This window comes from Gluconobacter sp. Dm-62 (assembly GCF_018256155.1).
GTDB lineage: Bacteria > Pseudomonadota > Alphaproteobacteria > Acetobacterales > Acetobacteraceae > Gluconobacter.
This window is the reverse complement of the sequence record NZ_JAERLY010000006.1, coordinates 26,624-44,747: the sequence shown is the minus strand read 5'-3', so window position 1 is coordinate 44,747 and position 18,124 is coordinate 26,624. Positions and strand designations below refer to the sequence as shown.

General features: G+C 60.2%; 18 protein-coding genes. 12 read left to right on the top strand and 6 right to left on the bottom strand.

The annotated features are described in order from the left end of the window. Positions 1-260: 260 nt before the first annotated feature. Complete coding sequence (locus JK202_RS08215; protein WP_211560059.1) at positions 261-1,562, bottom strand: Hsp70 family protein; 1,302 nt, start codon at positions 1,560-1,562, stop codon at positions 261-263. 123 nt (positions 1,563-1,685) lie between these two features. Next, a complete protein-coding gene (gene bioB / locus JK202_RS08210; protein WP_062110351.1) occupies positions 1,686-2,726 on the bottom strand; it encodes a biotin synthase BioB in 1,041 nt (346 codons plus the stop codon). A 103-nt stretch (positions 2,727-2,829) separates the two neighbouring features. Between bioB and JK202_RS08205 the strand changes: the two genes are divergently transcribed. The 4 genes from JK202_RS08205 to JK202_RS08190 all read left to right on the top strand — a co-directional run bounded on the left by JK202_RS08205 (position 2,830) and on the right by JK202_RS08190 (position 7,355). Beyond that, positions 2,830-3,651 carry an acyl-ACP desaturase gene (locus JK202_RS08205; RefSeq protein WP_211560058.1) on the top strand — a complete coding sequence of 274 codons (822 nt, stop codon included), beginning with the start codon at positions 2,830-2,832 and terminating at the stop codon, positions 3,649-3,651. 100 nt (positions 3,652-3,751) lie between these two features. After that, positions 3,752-4,387: a Dabb family protein gene (locus tag JK202_RS08200; protein ID WP_211560056.1), complete on the top strand. Its 636-nt coding sequence runs from the start codon at positions 3,752-3,754 to the stop codon at positions 4,385-4,387. 71 nt (positions 4,388-4,458) lie between these two features. Beyond that, positions 4,459-6,555 carry a M13 family metallopeptidase gene (locus tag JK202_RS08195; RefSeq protein ID WP_211560054.1) on the top strand — a complete coding sequence of 699 codons (2,097 nt, stop codon included), beginning with the start codon at positions 4,459-4,461 and terminating at the stop codon, positions 6,553-6,555. Positions 6,556-6,629: 74 nt separating this feature from the next. Next, positions 6,630-7,355 (top strand): glycine betaine ABC transporter substrate-binding protein, encoded by a 726-nt coding sequence (locus tag JK202_RS08190; protein WP_211560052.1) that lies wholly within the window; start codon positions 6,630-6,632, stop codon positions 7,353-7,355. Positions 7,356-7,400: 45 nt separating this feature from the next. Here JK202_RS08190 and JK202_RS08185 read toward each other — a convergent pair whose 3' ends face one another. Beyond that, a complete protein-coding gene (locus tag JK202_RS08185) occupies positions 7,401-8,180 on the bottom strand; it encodes an acetoin reductase (protein ID WP_211560050.1) in 780 nt (259 codons plus the stop codon). Positions 8,181-8,429: 249 nt separating this feature from the next. Here JK202_RS08185 and JK202_RS08180 point away from each other — a divergent pair, with 249 nt between their 5' ends. The 7 genes from JK202_RS08180 (at position 8,430) to mltG (ending at position 14,805) form a co-directional block, all read left to right on the top strand. Then, positions 8,430-9,308 (top strand): bifunctional 2-polyprenyl-6-hydroxyphenol methylase/3-demethylubiquinol 3-O-methyltransferase UbiG, encoded by an 879-nt coding sequence (locus tag JK202_RS08180; protein WP_211560048.1) that lies wholly within the window; start codon positions 8,430-8,432, stop codon positions 9,306-9,308. A gap of 41 nt (positions 9,309-9,349) precedes the next feature. Beyond that, positions 9,350-10,096, top strand: coding sequence for a hypothetical protein (locus JK202_RS08175; RefSeq protein ID WP_211560038.1), 747 nt, complete (start codon positions 9,350-9,352; stop codon positions 10,094-10,096). 72 nt (positions 10,097-10,168) lie between these two features. After that, entirely contained in the window at positions 10,169-11,113 is a 945-nt protein-coding gene (gene fabD / locus JK202_RS08170; protein WP_211560036.1) for an ACP S-malonyltransferase, read from the top strand. 12 nt (positions 11,114-11,125) lie between these two features. Beyond that, on the top strand, positions 11,126-11,866 hold the full coding sequence (gene fabG / locus JK202_RS08165; protein ID WP_211560034.1) for a 3-oxoacyl-[acyl-carrier-protein] reductase: 741 nt from the start codon (positions 11,126-11,128) through the stop codon (positions 11,864-11,866). Positions 11,867-12,088: 222 nt separating this feature from the next. Next, positions 12,089-12,328 carry an acyl carrier protein gene (locus tag JK202_RS08160; protein WP_011253554.1) on the top strand — a complete coding sequence of 80 codons (240 nt, stop codon included), beginning with the start codon at positions 12,089-12,091 and terminating at the stop codon, positions 12,326-12,328. A gap of 123 nt (positions 12,329-12,451) precedes the next feature. After that, complete coding sequence (gene fabF / locus JK202_RS08155) at positions 12,452-13,738, top strand: beta-ketoacyl-ACP synthase II (protein WP_211560032.1); 1,287 nt, start codon at positions 12,452-12,454, stop codon at positions 13,736-13,738. A 17-nt stretch (positions 13,739-13,755) separates the two neighbouring features. Further along, positions 13,756-14,805 carry an endolytic transglycosylase MltG gene (gene mltG / locus JK202_RS08150; protein WP_211560030.1) on the top strand — a complete coding sequence of 350 codons (1,050 nt, stop codon included), beginning with the start codon at positions 13,756-13,758 and terminating at the stop codon, positions 14,803-14,805. 35 nt (positions 14,806-14,840) lie between these two features. Here mltG and JK202_RS08145 read toward each other — a convergent pair whose 3' ends face one another. The 3 genes from JK202_RS08145 to JK202_RS08135 all read right to left on the bottom strand — a co-directional run bounded on the left by JK202_RS08145 (position 14,841) and on the right by JK202_RS08135 (position 17,145). Beyond that, a complete protein-coding gene (locus JK202_RS08145) occupies positions 14,841-15,719 on the bottom strand; it encodes a lipid-binding SYLF domain-containing protein (protein ID WP_211560028.1) in 879 nt (292 codons plus the stop codon). Positions 15,720-15,807: 88 nt separating this feature from the next. Next, entirely contained in the window at positions 15,808-16,596 is a 789-nt protein-coding gene (locus JK202_RS08140; RefSeq protein WP_211560026.1) for an inositol monophosphatase family protein, read from the bottom strand. A gap of 9 nt (positions 16,597-16,605) precedes the next feature. Further along, positions 16,606-17,145 carry an MmcB family DNA repair protein gene (locus JK202_RS08135; protein WP_211560023.1) on the bottom strand — a complete coding sequence of 180 codons (540 nt, stop codon included), beginning with the start codon at positions 17,143-17,145 and terminating at the stop codon, positions 16,606-16,608. An 81-nt stretch (positions 17,146-17,226) separates the two neighbouring features. Between JK202_RS08135 and JK202_RS08130 the strand changes: the two genes are divergently transcribed. Further along, the gene (locus JK202_RS08130; RefSeq protein WP_211560021.1) at positions 17,227-18,117 is read left to right on the top strand and encodes a hypothetical protein; all 891 of its coding nucleotides are present in this window, start codon (positions 17,227-17,229) and stop codon (positions 18,115-18,117) included. The last annotated feature ends 7 nt before the right edge of the window (positions 18,118-18,124 follow it).

Sequence of the window (18,124 nt, the reverse complement as noted above, 5' to 3'; positions counted from 1 at the left end):
CATTACTGTAAATATGCTGCTCGAAAACAGAACATCACCGGCTGCATAGCGCATGCTTATGGTGTTTCAAGGAAAGATAAAGTCTTTAATGAAGAAAATTCCCAATCACATAATCCGGAATTTTCTTCACTAAATAAAAAAGTATAATTTGTTGTCCTGTCCGAGTGAGGTGCTCCCGTCACTTCGGGTAAGCTTGAACAGATTTTTTTAAAACAGAAACGGCCTGACGATGGAGTTTTCTTGACTGTACCGGGACCTGATCAGGCCTGCTGGCGCTCCCGTTCGATCAGGGCCAGACCTTCAGCAACAGAGACGAACTCTGATCCACCATCCACGCGATCCGCGCCAAAACGGCGATCAAACAGGTTACGGACAGCCGGAACGAATGACGTCCCCCCCGTCAGGAACACCCGGTCGATATCGTCCGGCCCCAGTCCGGCCTGATGCATGGCGCCTTCGATGGCGTCGTCCAGACGGGCCAGATCGGGGGCGATCCAGCGTTCGAAATCCGCACGGGTTATGGTTTCTTCGATTTTCAGATCACGATGGATGAAGCGCAGAACGGTGCTGTCCTGACGGGACAGGTCGCTCTTGGCCTGTCCGACCGCGCGATAGAGGTTCTGGCCTTCCTGATCCTCGATCAATCGCAGCAGGCTTCGCAGTTTTTCCGGCTCGGAGGACGTCTTGGCGACGTCTGCAATGTCCCGCAGGGTCTGGGGCGTGCGCATCAGGGACAGGCGATGCCAGCGGCCAAGGCTTGCGAACCATTCCGCCGGGACGGGCAGGGGCTGTCCGCCCATGACGCGATAGGTCGCATCCCGGCCCAGTGCCGGGGCAACGGCGTTGCTGATGATGCGGTAATCGAACTGGTCGCCTGCGATGCCCACGCCCGAATGACCCAGCGTCGTGACGCGCGGGCTGGTGTTCGGATCAAAGCGCATGATCGAGAAATCGCTTGTGCCGCCGCCAAAATCGCCAACGAGAACGGTCGCCGGGCGGTCCAGACGCTGCATGAAGCGCCAGCCCGCACCTTCGGGTTCGAGGACGATATTGGGCTCGGGAAAGCCTGCTTCCAGAAAACTTTCGCGCAGACGGTCCACACCGAGCGAATCATCAGCAAGTTCGCCCGCAAACCGCACGGGACGGCCGATCGTGGCACTTACATCAGAAGGGTTCAGCCCGGCCTTGTCCATCAGGGACGTGAGGAAGCGCGCGATCAGGGCTTCAAGCGTCATGACGTTGCTGAAAACCCGTGTTTCGCGAAAGGAGCCCTGTGCGAGATAGGTTTTCATGGACATGATCAGACGGCTCTCGGCCGGATCGTCCAGATAGGCCTCGATGGCGTCCAGTCCGATCGCGTCTTTCATGACGCGGCGTCGTCCGTCCTGATCCATCCACAGGCAGAGCAGGGTGCGGCAGGTTTCGCTGGTGTCGTGGTCGGTAAAGACGAAACGGGCAGGGTGGGTATTGCCGTTCTCATCTGCGATCACGACCACGCTGTTGGTGGTGCCGAAGTCAATTCCGACGCGGATTTTGGTCTGGTTGTGTCCGGGCGCCGTCATTGGTCCTGCTTTCTTCCGGTTTGGGCAAAGGGCGTGGGTTTAGGGAAGAAGCCGTCAAAGGCCAAGCATAAAAAAGGGGAAGCACCCTTTCGAACACTTCCCCTTTCATGCGTGGACCGAGGATCAGGACGCAGCCATCTCACAGACGGCTTCTTCCGTCACGGCGGGGCGCATCGTGCCCATCTCGGCTTCGGACTGCACCATGGGCGACATGCCGAGCGCGGAGAGGAGCTGGCGGTCGCGGTGTTCGGCCGGGTTCGGCGTGGTCAGGAGCTTCTCGCCACAGAAGATCGAGTTCGCACCCGCGAGGAAACACAGCGCATGGGCTTCGTCGGTCATGTTTTCGCGGCCTGCGGCGAGGCGGACATGGCTTTCCGGCATCATGATGCGGGCGGTGGCGATGATGCGCACGAAGGTGATGGGATCGACGGCCTCGGCCTCACCCAGCGGGGTGCCTTCAACGCGGACGAGCAGGTTGATCGGCACGCTCTCGGGGTGCTTGGGCAGGTTGGCGAGCGTCATAAGCAGGCCTGCACGGTCGGACAGGTCTTCGCCCATGCCCACGATTCCACCGCAGCAGACATTGATGCCTGCGTCCCGCACGTTGGAGAGCGTGTCGAGACGCTGCTGGTAGGTGCGGGTGGAAATAATGGAGCCATAGAACTCCTCGGACGTATCGAGGTTGTGGTTGTAATAATCCAGCCCCGCCGTCTTCAGGCGCTCCGTCTGCTGCGCGTCGAGCATTCCGAGCGTCACGCAGGTTTCCAGCCCAAGTGACTTCACGCCTTCGATCATTTCGCAGACGGTGTCGAGGTCATGATCCTTCGGCGTGCGCCAGGCGGCCCCCATGCAGAATCGGCCCGCACCGGCTTTCTTGGCAGCGCGCGCTTCCTTCAGAACGGATTCCACGGCCATCAGGCGTTCGGCCTTGACGCTTTTTTCGTGAAGTGCGCTCTGCGGACAGTAGGCGCAGTCTTCCGGGCAACCGCCCGTCTTGATCGAAAGAAGCGTGGAAATCTGCACTTTTGTGGGGTCGAAGTAGCGGCGATGCAGGGTCTGCGCGCGGTACATCAGCTCGGGGAAAGGCAGGCTGATGAGGGCTTCGACTTCGTCGCGGGTCCAGTCGTGGCGGACGTCTGGGTGGGGCGTATGGGTGGCCGTCACGGATCAATCTCCAAGGGTTGCTGCATCACACCTACCCAAAATTGTCCCACCGTGTCATCTGATCGTCACTATTAGTGAGCCGGAAAACGGACGAGGTCGCAGAATGAAACACTGGCATATCGATCAGATGGACTGGAAGTCCTTTGATCCGTCCCGCGTGGATCCCGAAATCATCCCTCTCGTGAAGGCCGCTTCCGTGGTGGAAAAAAACGGTCTCGACTATGCCCAGTACCTGCGTCGCGTCTTCGTGGGTGACCCGGATTTCAGCAAGGCAGCCGAGAACTGGGCCGTCGAGGAAGTGCAGCATGGAGACGCGCTTGGTCGCTGGGCCATGCTCGCCGACCCGTCCTGGGATTATGAAACCGCCTTTGACCGTTACCGGGCATCGTACAAGATCGATGCCGATGTGGACGCCTCGATCCGCGGCTCGCGCACGGGTGAACTGATTGCGCGCTGTATGGTAGAGACCGGCACGTCGTCATTCTATACAGCGCTGGCCGATGCGACCGAGGAGCCCCTTCTCAAGGCCATCTGCAAGCAGATCGCGGCGGACGAATACCGGCATTTCAAGCTGTTCTACGATCACATGCGCCGATATCTGAAGCGCGAAAAGCTGGGTGTTTGGGCACGCACACGCATCGCGCTGGGCCGTGTGACGGAGAGCGAGGACGACGAACTGGCCTCGGCCTATCACACGACCAACGAGCCGCCAGGTATGGCTTACGACCACCAGCGCTGCATTGCGGCCTATATGTCCAAGGCGATGGGTTTTTATCAGCCCCGGCATATTGATCGTGTGACGGCGATGATCTTCAAGACCATTGGCTTCACGCCGCATTCGCGCTGGCAGAAGCTGGCCTCTTCACTGGTCTTCCGACTGATCCAGTGGCGCCAGAGGGTGTTCAGGAAGCAGGTTCAGGCCTGACGGCATCCGCGAAACATTGGGATACTGAAAAAAGAAGACGAAACCGGGCGTCTGTGCCATGAAAGGCACCTGTTTATTTCGCTTGCGTCCGGAGATCTCGATGACCGTTTCCGCCATTTTCTCCCGTCGTGCCGTCTACGGCGCAACTCTGGCTCTTTGCGCTGTTGGGCAGTATCGGTTTCCAACGGCCAAAGCGGATCCCTATTCCCTGCCGATCGCCTCATCAGGGCCGGTCAAGACCGATACGGTCAGCGCAGCGACTCTCTCGGCGCAACAGCTGGCGAAACAGATTGGCTATGCGCAGTTCACTTCGCCTGACTGGCGTGTCGGCCTTGTTCGTCACATGGTGATGTTCCGCTACACGAAGGATTCGACGACGGCCCAGCGTGCCGAAGTGTCGGGGCGTTTCCTGCATCTGGTGCAGGACAGCCGTCGTGCGGATGGCAAGCCGGCTGTTGTCAGCATCGAAACCGGCTTCCAGAGCAGCGGGGAAGGGGCGGATGACGGTCTGCAGCAGGCATTCCTCGTGACGTTCCGCTCCGAAGGGGATCGGAATTATTATGTCGGAAAACCCGTTGTGACAGACCCTGCGTTCTTTGATCCGGCCCATGAAGCTTTCAAGGAATTCGCAGCGCCTTACCTCGAGAAGGTTGTCGTTTTCGATTATACGGTCGCGGCTACCATCTCTCCTGCAGGCACTACATCGAAAATAAAAAAAGCCCGTTCAGCTCGCTAGACGCAGGGTCTGCATTCCGTCCTTTTGACGAAATGATATTTCATCCCTCATTCTAGAGGCACCACTCTGGAATGAGGTTTAATGTGAAGCGATTCCTTACATCACGACATACTCTGAAACACAGCGCAAGTCTGCTGGCTTTGGCGGCAGGGCTGATTGTCTCCGGAGCCCAGGCCGCCGGGTACAATTCAGGTTGGGGCTTTGATGAAGCTGGCATGAACCATGCGGTTCAGCCGGGTGATAATTTCTTCGAGTATGCCAACGGCACGTATCTTAAAAATCTTAAGATTCCCGGAGATATGAGCAGCTACGGCCCATTCCGGATTCTTTACGAACTTTCCCTGTCGCGTCAGAAGACCATTCTCGACGAAGCCGCAAAAAAGGTTGCTGCCCAGCCTGCGGACGAGATGGGAAAGATCGGAACCTTTTACGCCAGCTTCCTGGATCAGAAGGCCGTGGACCGTCTGGGTGGCAAGCCGCTAGCAGCCGACCTTGAAACAATTCGTGCCGTCAATGACAGCAGGTCTCTCGCTGCGGCGTTTGGTACGTCCCTGAAGTCCATGATGTTTTCCACGTTCCAGATCGGCGTGGAGCAGGACCAGAAGGATCCGGAACGCTACATGCTGATGCTTGATCAGGGCATGAGCATTGGTGTGAGCGGTGGCCTCGGTCTTCCGGACACGAGCTACTACACGGACCCCAAGCTTGCGGACAAGAAGAAGGCCTATCAGGCCTATATCGCCAAGATGCTGACGCTTGAGGGCTGGTCGGATGCCGCGAAGAACGCGCAGGCAGTGGTCGATCTCGAAACGGCTCTGGCCAAGGTTGAGGTGCCCCGCGATCAGACCCGCGATCCGCTCAAGATCTATAATCCGATGCCAGTGTCCGAGCTTCAGAAGCTCGCGCCTGATTTCGACTGGGTGACGTTCCTGACCAGTGCTGGTCTGCCGGCTGAAGGGCTGGAAAGCCGTAAGATCGACGTGCGCGAGCCTGCCGGGATCAAGGCAATGGCCACCGTTCTCAAGGCTGCAGACCCTGCGACGCTGCGCGCCTGGCTGGCGTTCCACCTCGGGGACAATGCAGCAGGCTTCCTGTCCAGCGACTTCTATGACGCGTCCTTCGAGTTCAACAGCCATACGCTGTCGGGTGTCGCGCAGCAGTCTCCGCGCTGGAAGCGTGGTGTACGCGTAACAAACGGGGCTCTGGGCTGGGCACTGGGCCGCGAATATGTTGCGCGCTACTTCCCGCCTTCAGCACAGGCGCAGATCACGGATCTGGTGCAGAAGGTGAAGTCCTCCTTCCACGAGCGTCTGGAACACAACAGCTGGATGGACGAGCCGACCCGCAAGGCCGCGCTGAACAAGCTGGATCATTTCGCCATTCAGGTCGGTTACCCGAAGAAGTGGTGGGATTACAGCAAGCTCGATATCCGCAAGGGCGACGTTTACGGCAATGCCGTGCGTGGTGCGGCCTTCAGCTGGCAGCATGATCTGGACAAGCTCGACAAGCCCGTTGACCGTGACGAATGGGGCATGACGCCGCAGACGGTGAACGCCTACAACGATCCGACCATGAACGAGATCGTGTTCCCCGCTGCGATCCTTCAGCCGCCGTTCTTCGATCCGAAGGGCGATGTGGCTGTCAATTACGGTGCCATCGGCGGCGTGATCGGGCACGAGATGAGCCATGGCTTTGACGATCAGGGGCGTCATTATGACGAGCATGGCCGTCTGAGCGACTGGTGGAGCAAGGCGTCCACGGATGCGTTCCAGAAGCTGGCCGACCGTCTGGGCGCTCAGTATGACGCGCAGGAAGTCCTGCCAGGCGCGCATGTGAACGGCAAGATGACCATGGGCGAAAATATCGCGGATTCCGGCGGTCTGAACCTTGGTCTTCAGGCGTATCATGACTCGCTTCACGGCAAGCCTGCACCAGTCGTGCATGGTCTGACAGGCGATCAGCGCGTGTTCCTCGGCTGGGCGCAGGTCTGGCGTGAAAAGGATCGTCCGGATGCGCTGCGTCAGCAGATGCTCTCGAACGAGCACGCCCCGGCCGTCACCCGCGTCAACATCCCGGCTCACAACATCGATGCCTGGTATGATGCGTTCGACGTGAAGCCCGGCCAGAAGCTCTATCTGGCACCGGATCAGCGCGTAAAGATCTGGTAAGGTCGTGACAAATCGGAACGTGGGGCCTAATCACGGTCTCACGTTTCAATTTTCTGCCTGACGGACCCATTCTCATGACGCAAATGACGATCGGCCATCTGTACACCTCGTTGCATGCGGGCTGTGCCAGCGCGGTCGCGCGCGTCCTTGAGGCCTATGAGGTCGAGGTCGAATACGTTGATCTGGATCCCGATGACGTCGAAGAGGCTCTGGAACAGGGGGAAGTGGATCTTCTCGTGTCCGCCTGGTTCCCGCGGGATGAAAATCTTGCCGGGCCGGGGCGTCGGGTTCTGGGCGATCTCTATCAGCCTGTCGTCAGCTTTGCGGCCCTCACGCCGCTGGGCGCTGTCAGTACCCTGACCTCTGCGGATGTGGATCGCATCATCGTCAGCGATGACAGCCGTCAGGCACTGGAAGAGGCTCTCAAGCAGCTTCCGGCCCTGTCGGTTCTGCCGATTGAAAGCATCGGGGAGGGGGCGCTGATCGAGCGTCTTGAAAAGGCCCGTGATGCTGGAGAGAAACCGCTGGTCGTTGCGATGCAGCCGCACGCAGTCTTCCATACGGATCTGCTGACAGTAATCGAGGACCCGGCGCGTCTGCTGGGTGGGGAAATGTCGGCCCGGATGATCCTGCGTGAAGACGTAGCCCGTCAGGCAGATAGCGATCTGCTCGACGAGCTTTCAGAAATGATGCTGGGCAACAAGGTCATGAGCGCCCTAGACTACGTCATTTCCGTTGAAGGGCAGGACCCTGAAGGTGCTGCCGAAGCCTGGCAGCGCGGCCGTCTGATCGGTCGGTAATAAAAAGGGGGGTGCGGGAAACCGGCCCCCCCCCTTTTTTTGGTCTCAGCGGAAAACGAGACCACCGTCGATCAGGACGGACTGGCCTGTCATATAATCGGCGTCGCTGCTGGAGAGATAGGCGACGAAACCTGCGACATCGTCCCCGGTTTCTACCCGACCAAGAGCAATGCCCTCGACATATTTCTTGTAAGTTGCACCAACTTCCGTGCCGGTAATTTCGGCCATGCGCTTGTCGATCGTCACCCACATATCCGTGCCGACAATGCCGGGGCAGTAGGAATTGACCGTAATGCCCGAGGAGGCCAGCTCCTTGGCGGCGGACTGTGTCAGGGCGCGGACAGCGAACTTCGTTGCAGAATAGGCGCCCAGAAGCGGGTAGCCTTCATGCCCGGCAATCGAACAGGCATTGATGATTTTGCCTTTCGTACCGTTTTCCTTGAAAATTTTTGCTGCTGCCTGAATGCCCCACAGGACGCCCTGCACATTGATGCTGAAGATCTTTTCGATTTCGGCAGGTTCAATGTCCAGGACCGGCTTGACCTGACAGATGCCGGCATTGTTGACCATGATGTCCAGGCCACCCAGTGTGTTCGCGCCTTCGCTCAAGGTCGTGGCGAACTGGTCACGATTGCTGATATCGGCCGTGAGTGCGACCGCGCGGCGGCCGAGAGCTTCAACTTCCTTGGCCGTCTGAACAAGAATGTCCTGCTTGACGTCCAGCAGGATGACGTCTGCGCCGTCCTTGGCCAGACGGAGGGCAATGGCCTTGCCGATACCTTGGGCCGCGCCTGTAACGGCGGCAACTTTTCCAGAAAGGGACATTGAAAAAAGATCCTTCGATTGTCCGTCACCAGCATGTGACTGCCATGACGGCGGGAACAATCGCTCCTTTATTTTATGCATTCCACAAAAAACCGCCCGTTTCTCAAAAGTGACACGGGATTGTGTCAATGCGGATGGAAGCCGCTCGTGAGAGCTGCTGCGATTTTCATAACCATGCTCTGGTCATGTGTTTCCGTGCCTGCGAGGATGCGTTAAATAAACGTTACGACAGGTCTTTGGCGGGAATTAATGAACCAATCGGAATGCATTAGCGCCGTTTTTGATACCTTTGGTGGTATCAGCGACGAGGAATGGCTTCAGGTCCTGGTGTCGTCCGTCCACATTCCTGAAATCCGGGGTGTGCCGATGCCTGCCTTCCCGCCGGATGACCTTCAGCGGGAAATCCATGGGCATCATGGAGAAATTTCCATCCATGAGGCGCATGTCTTCTTTCGGGAAATCAAAGCATATTGCGCTTATGCGGGGCGACCGGTCGGGCCGGAGACGACGCTGCTGGATTTTGGCTGTGGGTGGGGGCGTATTGCACGGCTCTTCATGAAAGATATCCGCGCGTCCAATCTGTATGGTGTGGAGACGACGGACCGCTTTCTTATGGCCGCGCGACGGGCCAATCCGGCGCTCAACTTTCTGGGCTGCGGTCTTGTTCCGCCCACACTCCTGATGCCCGAAAGTTTTGACCTGATTACGTCATGGTCCGTGTTCTCTCATCTGGATGAGTTTCTGGCCGGGCACTGGGTGCGGGAGTTCCATCGCCTGCTTAAACCGGGCGGGATGCTGGTCATGACCACGCAGAGCCGGAGGTTCATCGCCTTCTGTGCGGAGCAGCGCCTCAAGCGCGCTTCCGGAATCAGGCTGGAGCATCCCTGGCACGAAGTCTGCGCCGACAGCTTTATCGATGAGGCCCGCGCCAATGCGGAGTTCGAGGCCGGACGTTTCCTGCATGCAGCGTCGTCGAAACCGCCGCAACCAGGCGCGCATTATGGCGAGGCGATTATACCGCGGAATTATATCATCAAGGCCTGGGGTGGCCTGTTTCGCCTGATCGAATACATGGACAACCCCGTGCGGTTGCCACAGGTCCTGATCGTGATGCAGAAGATCGGATAGTCATCATTTGTCATGATGTCGCGCGGTATGAGGAGCGGGGTTTGAGAAAAGCCATTACTGGTGCGGTCCTGTTTGCAGCTCTTGTCTGCATGCCGCTCTCCGTCACTCTTGCCCAGACAACGGAGACCGTGACTGTCACCGGACAGCACGCCATGCGTGTCGGCAGCTACAAAGGTATCCACTGGGTTTATGAGCGGTTCGACCGCCTGCCGGAGCAGGCCCGGAAGGACCTTTCGCTGCATTTTCTGGGAGACATCCTGCCCGATCATGCCGTGCCGTCAGAGGCGCATGTCGTGCTTCATGCGAAAAGTGGCGATATCCCGCTTTTCGTCGGGCAGGACCGCGGGATGCATTTTCCCCGTTCGGATGCGCTTCTGGCTGAAAATCCGCCCGTTTTGCTGACCCTGCCGTCCGACCGAAAGGTCCAGCTTGAACTGGCGATTGAAGTTGCACCTTTGCCAACGCCGTCTTTTACGAAAGAGCAGGCGCAGGTATGGCTTGGAGAGATCAATGCCTCCATCAGCGATTTTTTCGGTGTAGTTCTGGCTTTTCTGGCCCCGGATGCGCATCGTCTGAAGGTCGATGTGGCCCCAGGCGCGCGGTTTGAGGCCGTGGAAAACGGTGCGGCGCGGCTTCTGGTCGATAATCAGGGGTCCGTGCCTTACACGTTCATTCTCCGGCCGCAGGACTATCAGGCCGGGACCGTGTTCCGCTCTGACAGGCCATTTTCCATGATCCGTGTGAAAGTGCCGACGGATGAATTTTTTACGCTCAAGCGTAAAAACTGACGCGGGATTTGACAGATGGACCGTGAGGACGCATCACGCGAAACCTTAAATTCACTGCCAGCAGGGGGATCCATGTCGGTTCACGCGTTCGTCTTTCCCGGACAGGGGAGCCAGTCCGTCGGGATGGGTCAGGCCCTTCACGAAGCTTTTGCATCCTCCCGTGCCGTTTTTCAGGAAGTGGATGAGGCGCTTGGCGATCATCTGTCGCGCCTGATGTTCACTGGTGATGCGGATGAGCTGACACGGACGGAAAATGCCCAGCCCGCGCTGTTCGCGGTCTCGCTGGCCGCTGTGCGCGCGCTGGAAAGCGAAGGCGGCTTTAAGCTTGCAGACAAGGCTGCCCTGCTGGCCGGGCATTCGCTGGGCGAGTATTCCGCGCTTGCCGCTGCTGGTACGCTGGGCATTGCCGAAGGTGCACGTCTGCTGCGTCTGCGCGGTCAGGCCATGCAACGCGCCGTTCCGGCCGGGGAGGGCGGTATGGCGGCTCTTCTGGGTGTGGATGCGTCTCAGGCCCGTGCGATCTGCGATGAGGCCTCCCAGGGCGAGACGCTGGAGATCGCCAACGACAATGGTGGTGGCCAGATCGTGGTGTCAGGTGTGATGAGCGCGATTGATCGCGCCATCGTCGTCGCCAAGGAGCATGGCATCAAGCGCGCCGTGAAGCTGCCGGTCTCCGCGCCGTTCCATTCCTCGCTGATGGCCCCGGCCGCGCGCGAGATGGAAGAAGCGCTGGCAACCGCCACGCTGAATGCGCCGTCTGTTCCCGTCATTGCCAATGTCACGGCAGCCAAGGTGACCGATCCGGCAACCATCCGCGAGCTTCTCGTGAAGCAGGTGACGGGCACCGTACGGTGGCGCGAAAGCGTGCAGGCTATGGTGGCGATGGGTGTGACGAACATGCATGAACTCGGTGCAGGCAAGGTCCTGTGCGGTCTGGCACGTCGTATCGCGCCGGAACTGGCGACCAGCAATGCCGGAACGCCCGCGGAAATCGAAGCCCTGCTCAAGACCCTTTAAGGACAACCGATCATGTTCTCTCTTACCGGCAAGACGGCCCTCGTCACGGGCGCATCAGGCGGCATCGGCGCTGCGATCGCCCGCCAGCTTCATGAACAGGGCGCAACGGTCGTGCTTAGCGGCACGCGCGAAGCGGCCCTGCAGGAACTGGCTGACAGCCTGGGCGAGCGCGCCCATATCGCCGTCGCCAACCTGTCAGACCCTGCCGAGGCTGACGGCCTCGTCGCCAAGGCCGAAGCTGTTGCGGGGGCTCCGCTGGATATTCTGGTCAACAATGCCGGCCTGACGCGCGATACGCTCGCCATCCGCATGAAGGACAGTGACTGGTCGCAGGTTCTGACCGTGGATCTGGAAAGCCCGTTCCGTCTGGCGCGCGCTGCCCTCAAAGGCATGTTGCGCCGTCGTGCGGGGCGCATCATCTCCATCGCATCCGTGGTAGGCACGACGGGTAATGCCGGTCAGGCCAACTACGCCGCCGCCAAGGCCGGCATCGTGGGCATGAGCAAGTCTCTGGCGCAGGAAGCCGGTCCGCGTGGTGTCACGGTCAATGTCGTGGCTCCCGGTTTCATTGCTACGCCGATGACGGATGTGCTGCCGGAAACTGTCCGTGAGAAGCTGGTTGGGTCCATTCCGCTCGGTCGGATGGGGAATACTGGTGACGTGGCGTCCGCAGTAGTATATCTGGCTTCCGATGAGGCGGCATGGGTCACGGGTACGACCCTGCACGTCAATGGTGGCATGGCGATGGTGTGAATGCTTGGCCTTTTTGGTTAAAGCATGCTAATCGCGCGCTGCTTTGCCCGGCCTGCTTGAGGCTGATGTCCGGTTCTTCCGGCGGCAATGCTTCCCCTTTGACGGGGGTGGCTCTGCCCGGGAGGGATCTCCGGGCTTCCGGACTGGCAGACGGCAGTACGAGTTTTGATGTAACGCACCGGACGGGCAACAGGGTCCCGGATGGGCATAAGGAACAGACAGATGAGCGATATTGCTGACAAGGTAAAGAAGATCGTTGTCGAGCACCTCGGTGTGGACGAAAGCAAGGTAACGCCGGACGCGTCGTTCATCGACGATCTGGGCGCTGACAGCCTCGATACGGTCGAGCTGGTCATGGCTTTCGAAGAAGCTTTCTCCGTTGAAATCCCGGAAGATGCAGCCGAGAAGATCGCAACCGTCAAGGATGCCATCGACTATATCGAAAAGCAGAAAGCAGCCTGAGGCTGACTGGAGCCGGTTTTCCGGCTCCGGATGCCCGTCTTGCCAGACAAGGCGGAAGAACAGTCGGGCTTTTCATGAGGCCCGACTGCAAGACCCGGACATAACGTGAGACAAGAGGCATCGATGAGCGGGACTGCAACTAACGGGCGGCGTGTCGTCGTAACCGGTATCGGTGTTGTCAGCCCACTGGCTGTGGGCGCGGAACTGACATGGAAGCGGCTGATCGAAGGACAGTCCGGCATTGGCCGGATCACGCATTTCGATCCTTCCGAACTTCCTGCCCAGGTCGCTGGACAGGTTCCGGACGGCCCGACGGCGGAAGGTGGTCTCACGTTGTCCGACTGGGTGCCGGTTAAGGACCAGAAGAAGATGGATCGCTTCATCCATCTGGGCCTTGCCGCAGCCATTCAGGCTGTCGAGGATTCAGGCTGGAAGCCTGAGGACGAGGACGATCGCTGTGCCACAGGCGTGATGATCGGCTCGGGTATCGGCGGTCTCCAGACGATTTATGACGGTGCCCTGACGGTTTCGAGCGGCAAGGCCCGCCGTCTGTCGCCGTTCTTCATTCCCGCGGCGCTGATCAACCTGATTTCCGGTCACCTTTCGATCCGCTACGGATTCAAGGGACCGAACCATGCTGTCGTGACGGCCTGTGCGACCGGCGTTCACGCCATCGGTGACGCCTCACGCCTCATCCAGTATGGCGACGCTGATGTCATGGTGGCTGGCGGTGCGGAAGCCGCTATCTGCTCGCTCGGTATTGCCGGGTTCTGCTCGGCCCGTGCGCTCTCCACCGGCTCCAACGACGATCCGACCAAGGCATCGCGCCCGTGGGACAAGGATCGCGACGGCTTCATCATGGGTGAGGGTGCTGGTGTGGTCGTGCTTGAAGAGCTTGAGCACGCAAAGCGCCGTGGTGCGAAAATCTATGGCGAGATCGGCGGCTACGGCATGTCCGGCGACGCCCATCACATCACGGCTCCGGCCGAGGGACATGACGGTGCGTTCCGTGCCATGAAGGCCGCGCTGCGCAACAGCGGTGGCCTGACCACAGCCGACATCGATTATGTCAACGCTCACGGCACCTCCACCATGGCGGATGACCTTGAGCTTGATGCGGTCGAGCGCCTCTTTGGCGATGACGCCAAGCGTCTGGCCATGTCCTCCACGAAGTCGGCCATCGGCCATCTTCTGGGTGCGGCCGGTGCGGTTGAGGCGATCTTCTGCCTTCAGGCCATCCGTGACGGTATCGTGCCGCCCACGCTGAACCTGGACAACCCGGCGCGTGAAAGCGTGATCGACCGCGTTGCGCATGTGGCGCAGAAGCGCAAGATCGACGTTGCCCTGTCCAACAGCTTCGGCTTTGGCGGGACGAATGCGAGCATCATCCTCAAGCGCTTCAAGGACTGAGGAAGGGTTCGTTTTTAATGTCTGAAGGCCAGTCTGACAGCGAAGAACCGCGGAAGCTCGTTCTTCCTCCAAAGGCTGGCCGCAAGCTGGCGCTCTTCGGGGCGCCGCTTCTGCTCGTGGCCGGACTGGCTGCGGGGTACGGTCATTATACTGATCCGGGTCCGCTACAGGACCCGAAGACTTTCGTTATTCCGCACGGCAACAATGCCCGTGTGACGAAAGCCCTTCAGGACGATGGAATTCTTTCCCCGACCTGGGCCTCCGGCACTTTTTTCCGGATTGCGACCTTTCTGACGCATCGTGACGGCCAGATCCATGCGGCGGAACTCCAGTTTCCCTCCCGGGTTTCTGTCGCGCATGTCCTTGAGATCCTCCGTCATGGCAAACCCGTCTCCCATCAGGTGACAATCCCTGAGGGTCTGACGGCGGCCAAAATCACAGCCATTCTGAGCAAGGCCCCCGCACTGAGCGGTGATCTGCCGACGCTCGCGGAAGGGACGGTTTTTCCGCAGACTGTCTCCTATGTCTGGGGAACGCAGCGTCAGGCTCTGGCAGAAAAATTACAGAAAATGATGGCGGCCAAGCTCGCCGCAGCTTGGGACGGACGGAATGTCGAGGCGCTGGACGGGCTGGTCCAGTCTCCGCAGGAACTGCTGGTTCTGGCGTCCCTGATCGAGCGTGAGACGGCTGTGCCGTCCGAACGGCCCATGGTGGCGCGCGTGTTTCTGAACCGTCTGAAACTGGGTATGCGACTGCAAACGGATCCGAGCGTGATCTACGGCCTGAGCAATGGCGCAGGCACGCTGGACGCGCCCCTGACGCATGAGGACCTGCAGACACCGGGGCTGTACAATACCTATCTACAGGCGGGACTGCCCCCCGGCCCTATCTGCTCGCCGGGGCAGAGTTCGCTGGACGCGGCTGCGCATCCGGCGGACGGGAAAATGCTGTATTTCGTGGCGTCGGGGACGGGCGGGCATAATTTTGCCGAGACGCTCGCCGATCAGGATAAAAACATCCGCGCCTATCACGCGCATCTGACAGCGGCACCCGCAAACCCGAACTGAAGTCCCACCCTCCGGAGAGAGGGCGGGACAGTGTATTAGTGCTTCAACGGAGCAAGGCTCTGACTCTGAACACCGGTGGCCTGTGCCGAATAGGGACGGGAGGCATCATAGGTCGTGGGGTAGGGGCTGTTGCCCACAACGTCCTGCGCGGCGGTGTTGCGTGCTGTGGCGGCGGCCTGCGTCACACGGGACGAGACCGTGGATGCTGCCGGAGTCTGGGCGACCGACATCAGAGCGCGGCGCAGCGGATCGGCGGATGGATTGTTGACGCGCATCGTTACAACGATGTCTTCGGGGCCGACCGTCTGGTTGTAATAGGCGCGGTTCGCACCGCTATCGACCGTCAACTTCGAGCCACCCAGCGCGGCACCCGCATACAGGCCTTCGTTCTTCTGGGCGGCGTAGATATCGGTATTGTGGGCGCCGGCCGTGCTGTCCTCCAGACCCGTGCCGATGCTGGCAAAGGATGCGGAAGCGGAGGCGTCAAACTTGAACTGGCTGTCCAGAATAGCCTGAATGCCGCGCTGGGACATGATGAACAGGATGGTTTCCGCGCTCTGAACGCCGACCTGTAGTCCCAGCGAGGCCGTGCTCAGACGGTAGAACGCCGGATCGGACCATGAGCCCCGCGCATCGCGGCTGAGCAGTACGCAGCGGCCACCAGAGCCGCCGATCCCGAACGACATGTTCAGCACGGACGGGCAGACCATGACGGCCTTGGCCTGCGCCAGAAGTTTCTGGGAGCGTGACGCGGGTGTGGTGCCCGTGAAGAGATCCTGCACGGCCAGCGTGGCGCGATCGACCACGAGCTGCTGCTGGCTGGCTGTGGTCTGGGGCGCATCAGAGCAGGCTGACAGGGCGATGCAGCCCGAGGCGACGAGCGTAGTCATACGCAGGAGACCGGACAGGGTCATGGAGGATACCTTCTGCTGTCATCGAAAAGATGTTTCCCGCACTATGCGCCAAATGCGGCCAAATCACGAGTGCGGGGCGAGGGGGATGTCAGATTTCCACGTCAACCGCGGCTGAGAGAGCCTGTGCGACGCCGGGTGCGGCTGCAAGGATAGTCGCACCGCCCGTCAGGCCGCCGGTCTGGAGGAAGGGCGATACAGCCGCGCCGGATTCCGCGAGAATGACCAGTGCGGCCGCGACATCCCAGAGTTGGATGACGATTTCCAGATAACCGTCGGAGCGGCCACATGCCACATCCGCCAGCGCGAGCGCGCCGGAACCTCCCGAACGTGGCATTGCGCCCAGCGCCATGATGGCGGCGATTTTTTCATTGAAAACGCCGGCCGGAACGCGGGAGGACCAGCCCATTTCGATCATGGCTTCCTGCGTATTGGTGATGGGGGAGGCCTTGATGGGCTTGCCGTTCAGGAATGCGCCTTTGCCCTTCCGGGCCGTGAAGACTTCACCCAGAGCCGGGGCTTCGATCACACCCGCGACGGGCTCATCACCCTCCAGAAGGCCAAGCGAGACGCACCAGCGGTCCCGGCCACGCGCATAGTTCGAGGTGCCATCGATCGGATCCACGACCCAGCGGAAACCGCCCTCGCGTGTGGTGCCGTTTTCCTCGCCCTGAAAACCGTCTTCGGGAAAAAGCTCCTGGATGCGGCGGCTGACGAGGGCTTCGACGGCGCCGTCCGCTTCGGTCAGATAGTCCTGCCGCCCCTTGAGGGTTCCGCTCGGGCCGCCCGGAGCGGGGCGCAGGGAGAGGGCGAGCTGGGCTGCGTCGCGGACGACGCTGCGGGCGGCTTCGAGGCGGACGGCAATCGGATCGAAAGTCATGGAACAGTCCTAGTCTGTGCGCCGTGCGGCGCGGAGGGACGCCGTGATGGCGGGGTCTTCAAGGCTCATGAGCCGGCTGGCGGCTGTGGTCGCAAACAGATGCATCAGGGTGCGCCTGCGGGCGGGAGCGAGCCTGTGGAGCGTTGGCTCCCGGATGATCGTGCATTCTGCCAGAACGCTGTCCCGCAGGGCAGGGGGAACGGCGCTCACGCTGACGACGATCAGCCCCACATCCGGCGGGATGAGGTCTGCGGGAAAACCGTCATCCACCGCGAAAAACAGCCGGTCGGACCAGTCGCGGTATTCGGGCCATTTCTGATCGGTCTGAAAATCGCGCAGGCCGGATTTGATCTCGATACAGGTCAGGGAATGATCGGGCAGCAGCGCCATAATGTCCGCCCTGCGCCCTGCGGCGGGGAGGGAAAATTCATTGATGGCCGCCCAGTTCATTGTCCGGCAGAGTCCGAGAACGGCGCGGCGGATGGCCAGTTGCGTTTCAGGTAGGCCGCAGGAGATGTCTGCGGAAATTGCGGAAAGAGCCTCACTCATGGTTCCATCCTGCCCCGATCTGCGCTCTACGTCTGCCCCGACAGGTTTTTTTGAAGCGGTATTTTTGCGGGAGACTACCCCTTGCCATTTTTGCGAACTGATCACTGGCGCTGCGCCATCGTTCACGCGCCTCTGGCGGAGGTTGTCGAGGCGGCCAGTCTGAACGGTTTTCCCATCACGACGCTGCCCGATATCGGAGACCATCGTTTTCTGGCGGACCCGTTCGGAGTCTGGCGTGACGGGAAGCTGTATGTCTTTGCCGAGGCCTTCGACTACCGCAGCCCGAAAGGGACGATCGAGGTCCTGATCTATGACGGTACGGGGCGGATGCTGTCGCGCGAAACCGTTCTGCAAGAGCCCTGGCACCTGTCCTACCCGTTCGTGTTCGAGCATGAGGGTGCGGTTTATATGCTGCCCGAGGCAAGTGCGTCGGGGCGTCTTTCGCTCTACCGTGCGAGGTCATTTCCGCATGAGTGGGAGCGGGTCGAGGCTTTTGATTTCCCCGAAGCGGCAATCGATGCGACCCCTCTTCATTATGCCGGTCGCTGGTGGATGTTCTGGACGCCTGCAGGCAGCAAGGCCGAGCGCCAGAGCCTGCTGAATATTTCCGTGGCGGACACGCTGACGGGGCCTTGGAAGAATCTCGGGCTTTTCCTGAATGACCGTGCAGGTGCGCGCCCCGGGGGCACGCCGGTTGTCGTGGATGGAAAGATCATCCTGCCGACTCAGGACTGCCAGGGCACTTATGGGCGCGGCATTCGGCTTCTGGAGATTGAGGGGCTGGAGCGTGAACTGCCGAAAGTCACGCCCGGGCTGACGGTTTCCATTCCGGCCACCCTGCGCCGGCGCTTTCCGGACGGCATGCACACGCTCTCCGCAGCCGGGCAGGTGACGCTGATCGACGTCAAGAAAATCGGGATCGGGCCGAAGCGGGATCTGCTGAACATGAAGCGCCGGATCTTCGGTGCCTGAAGGACGT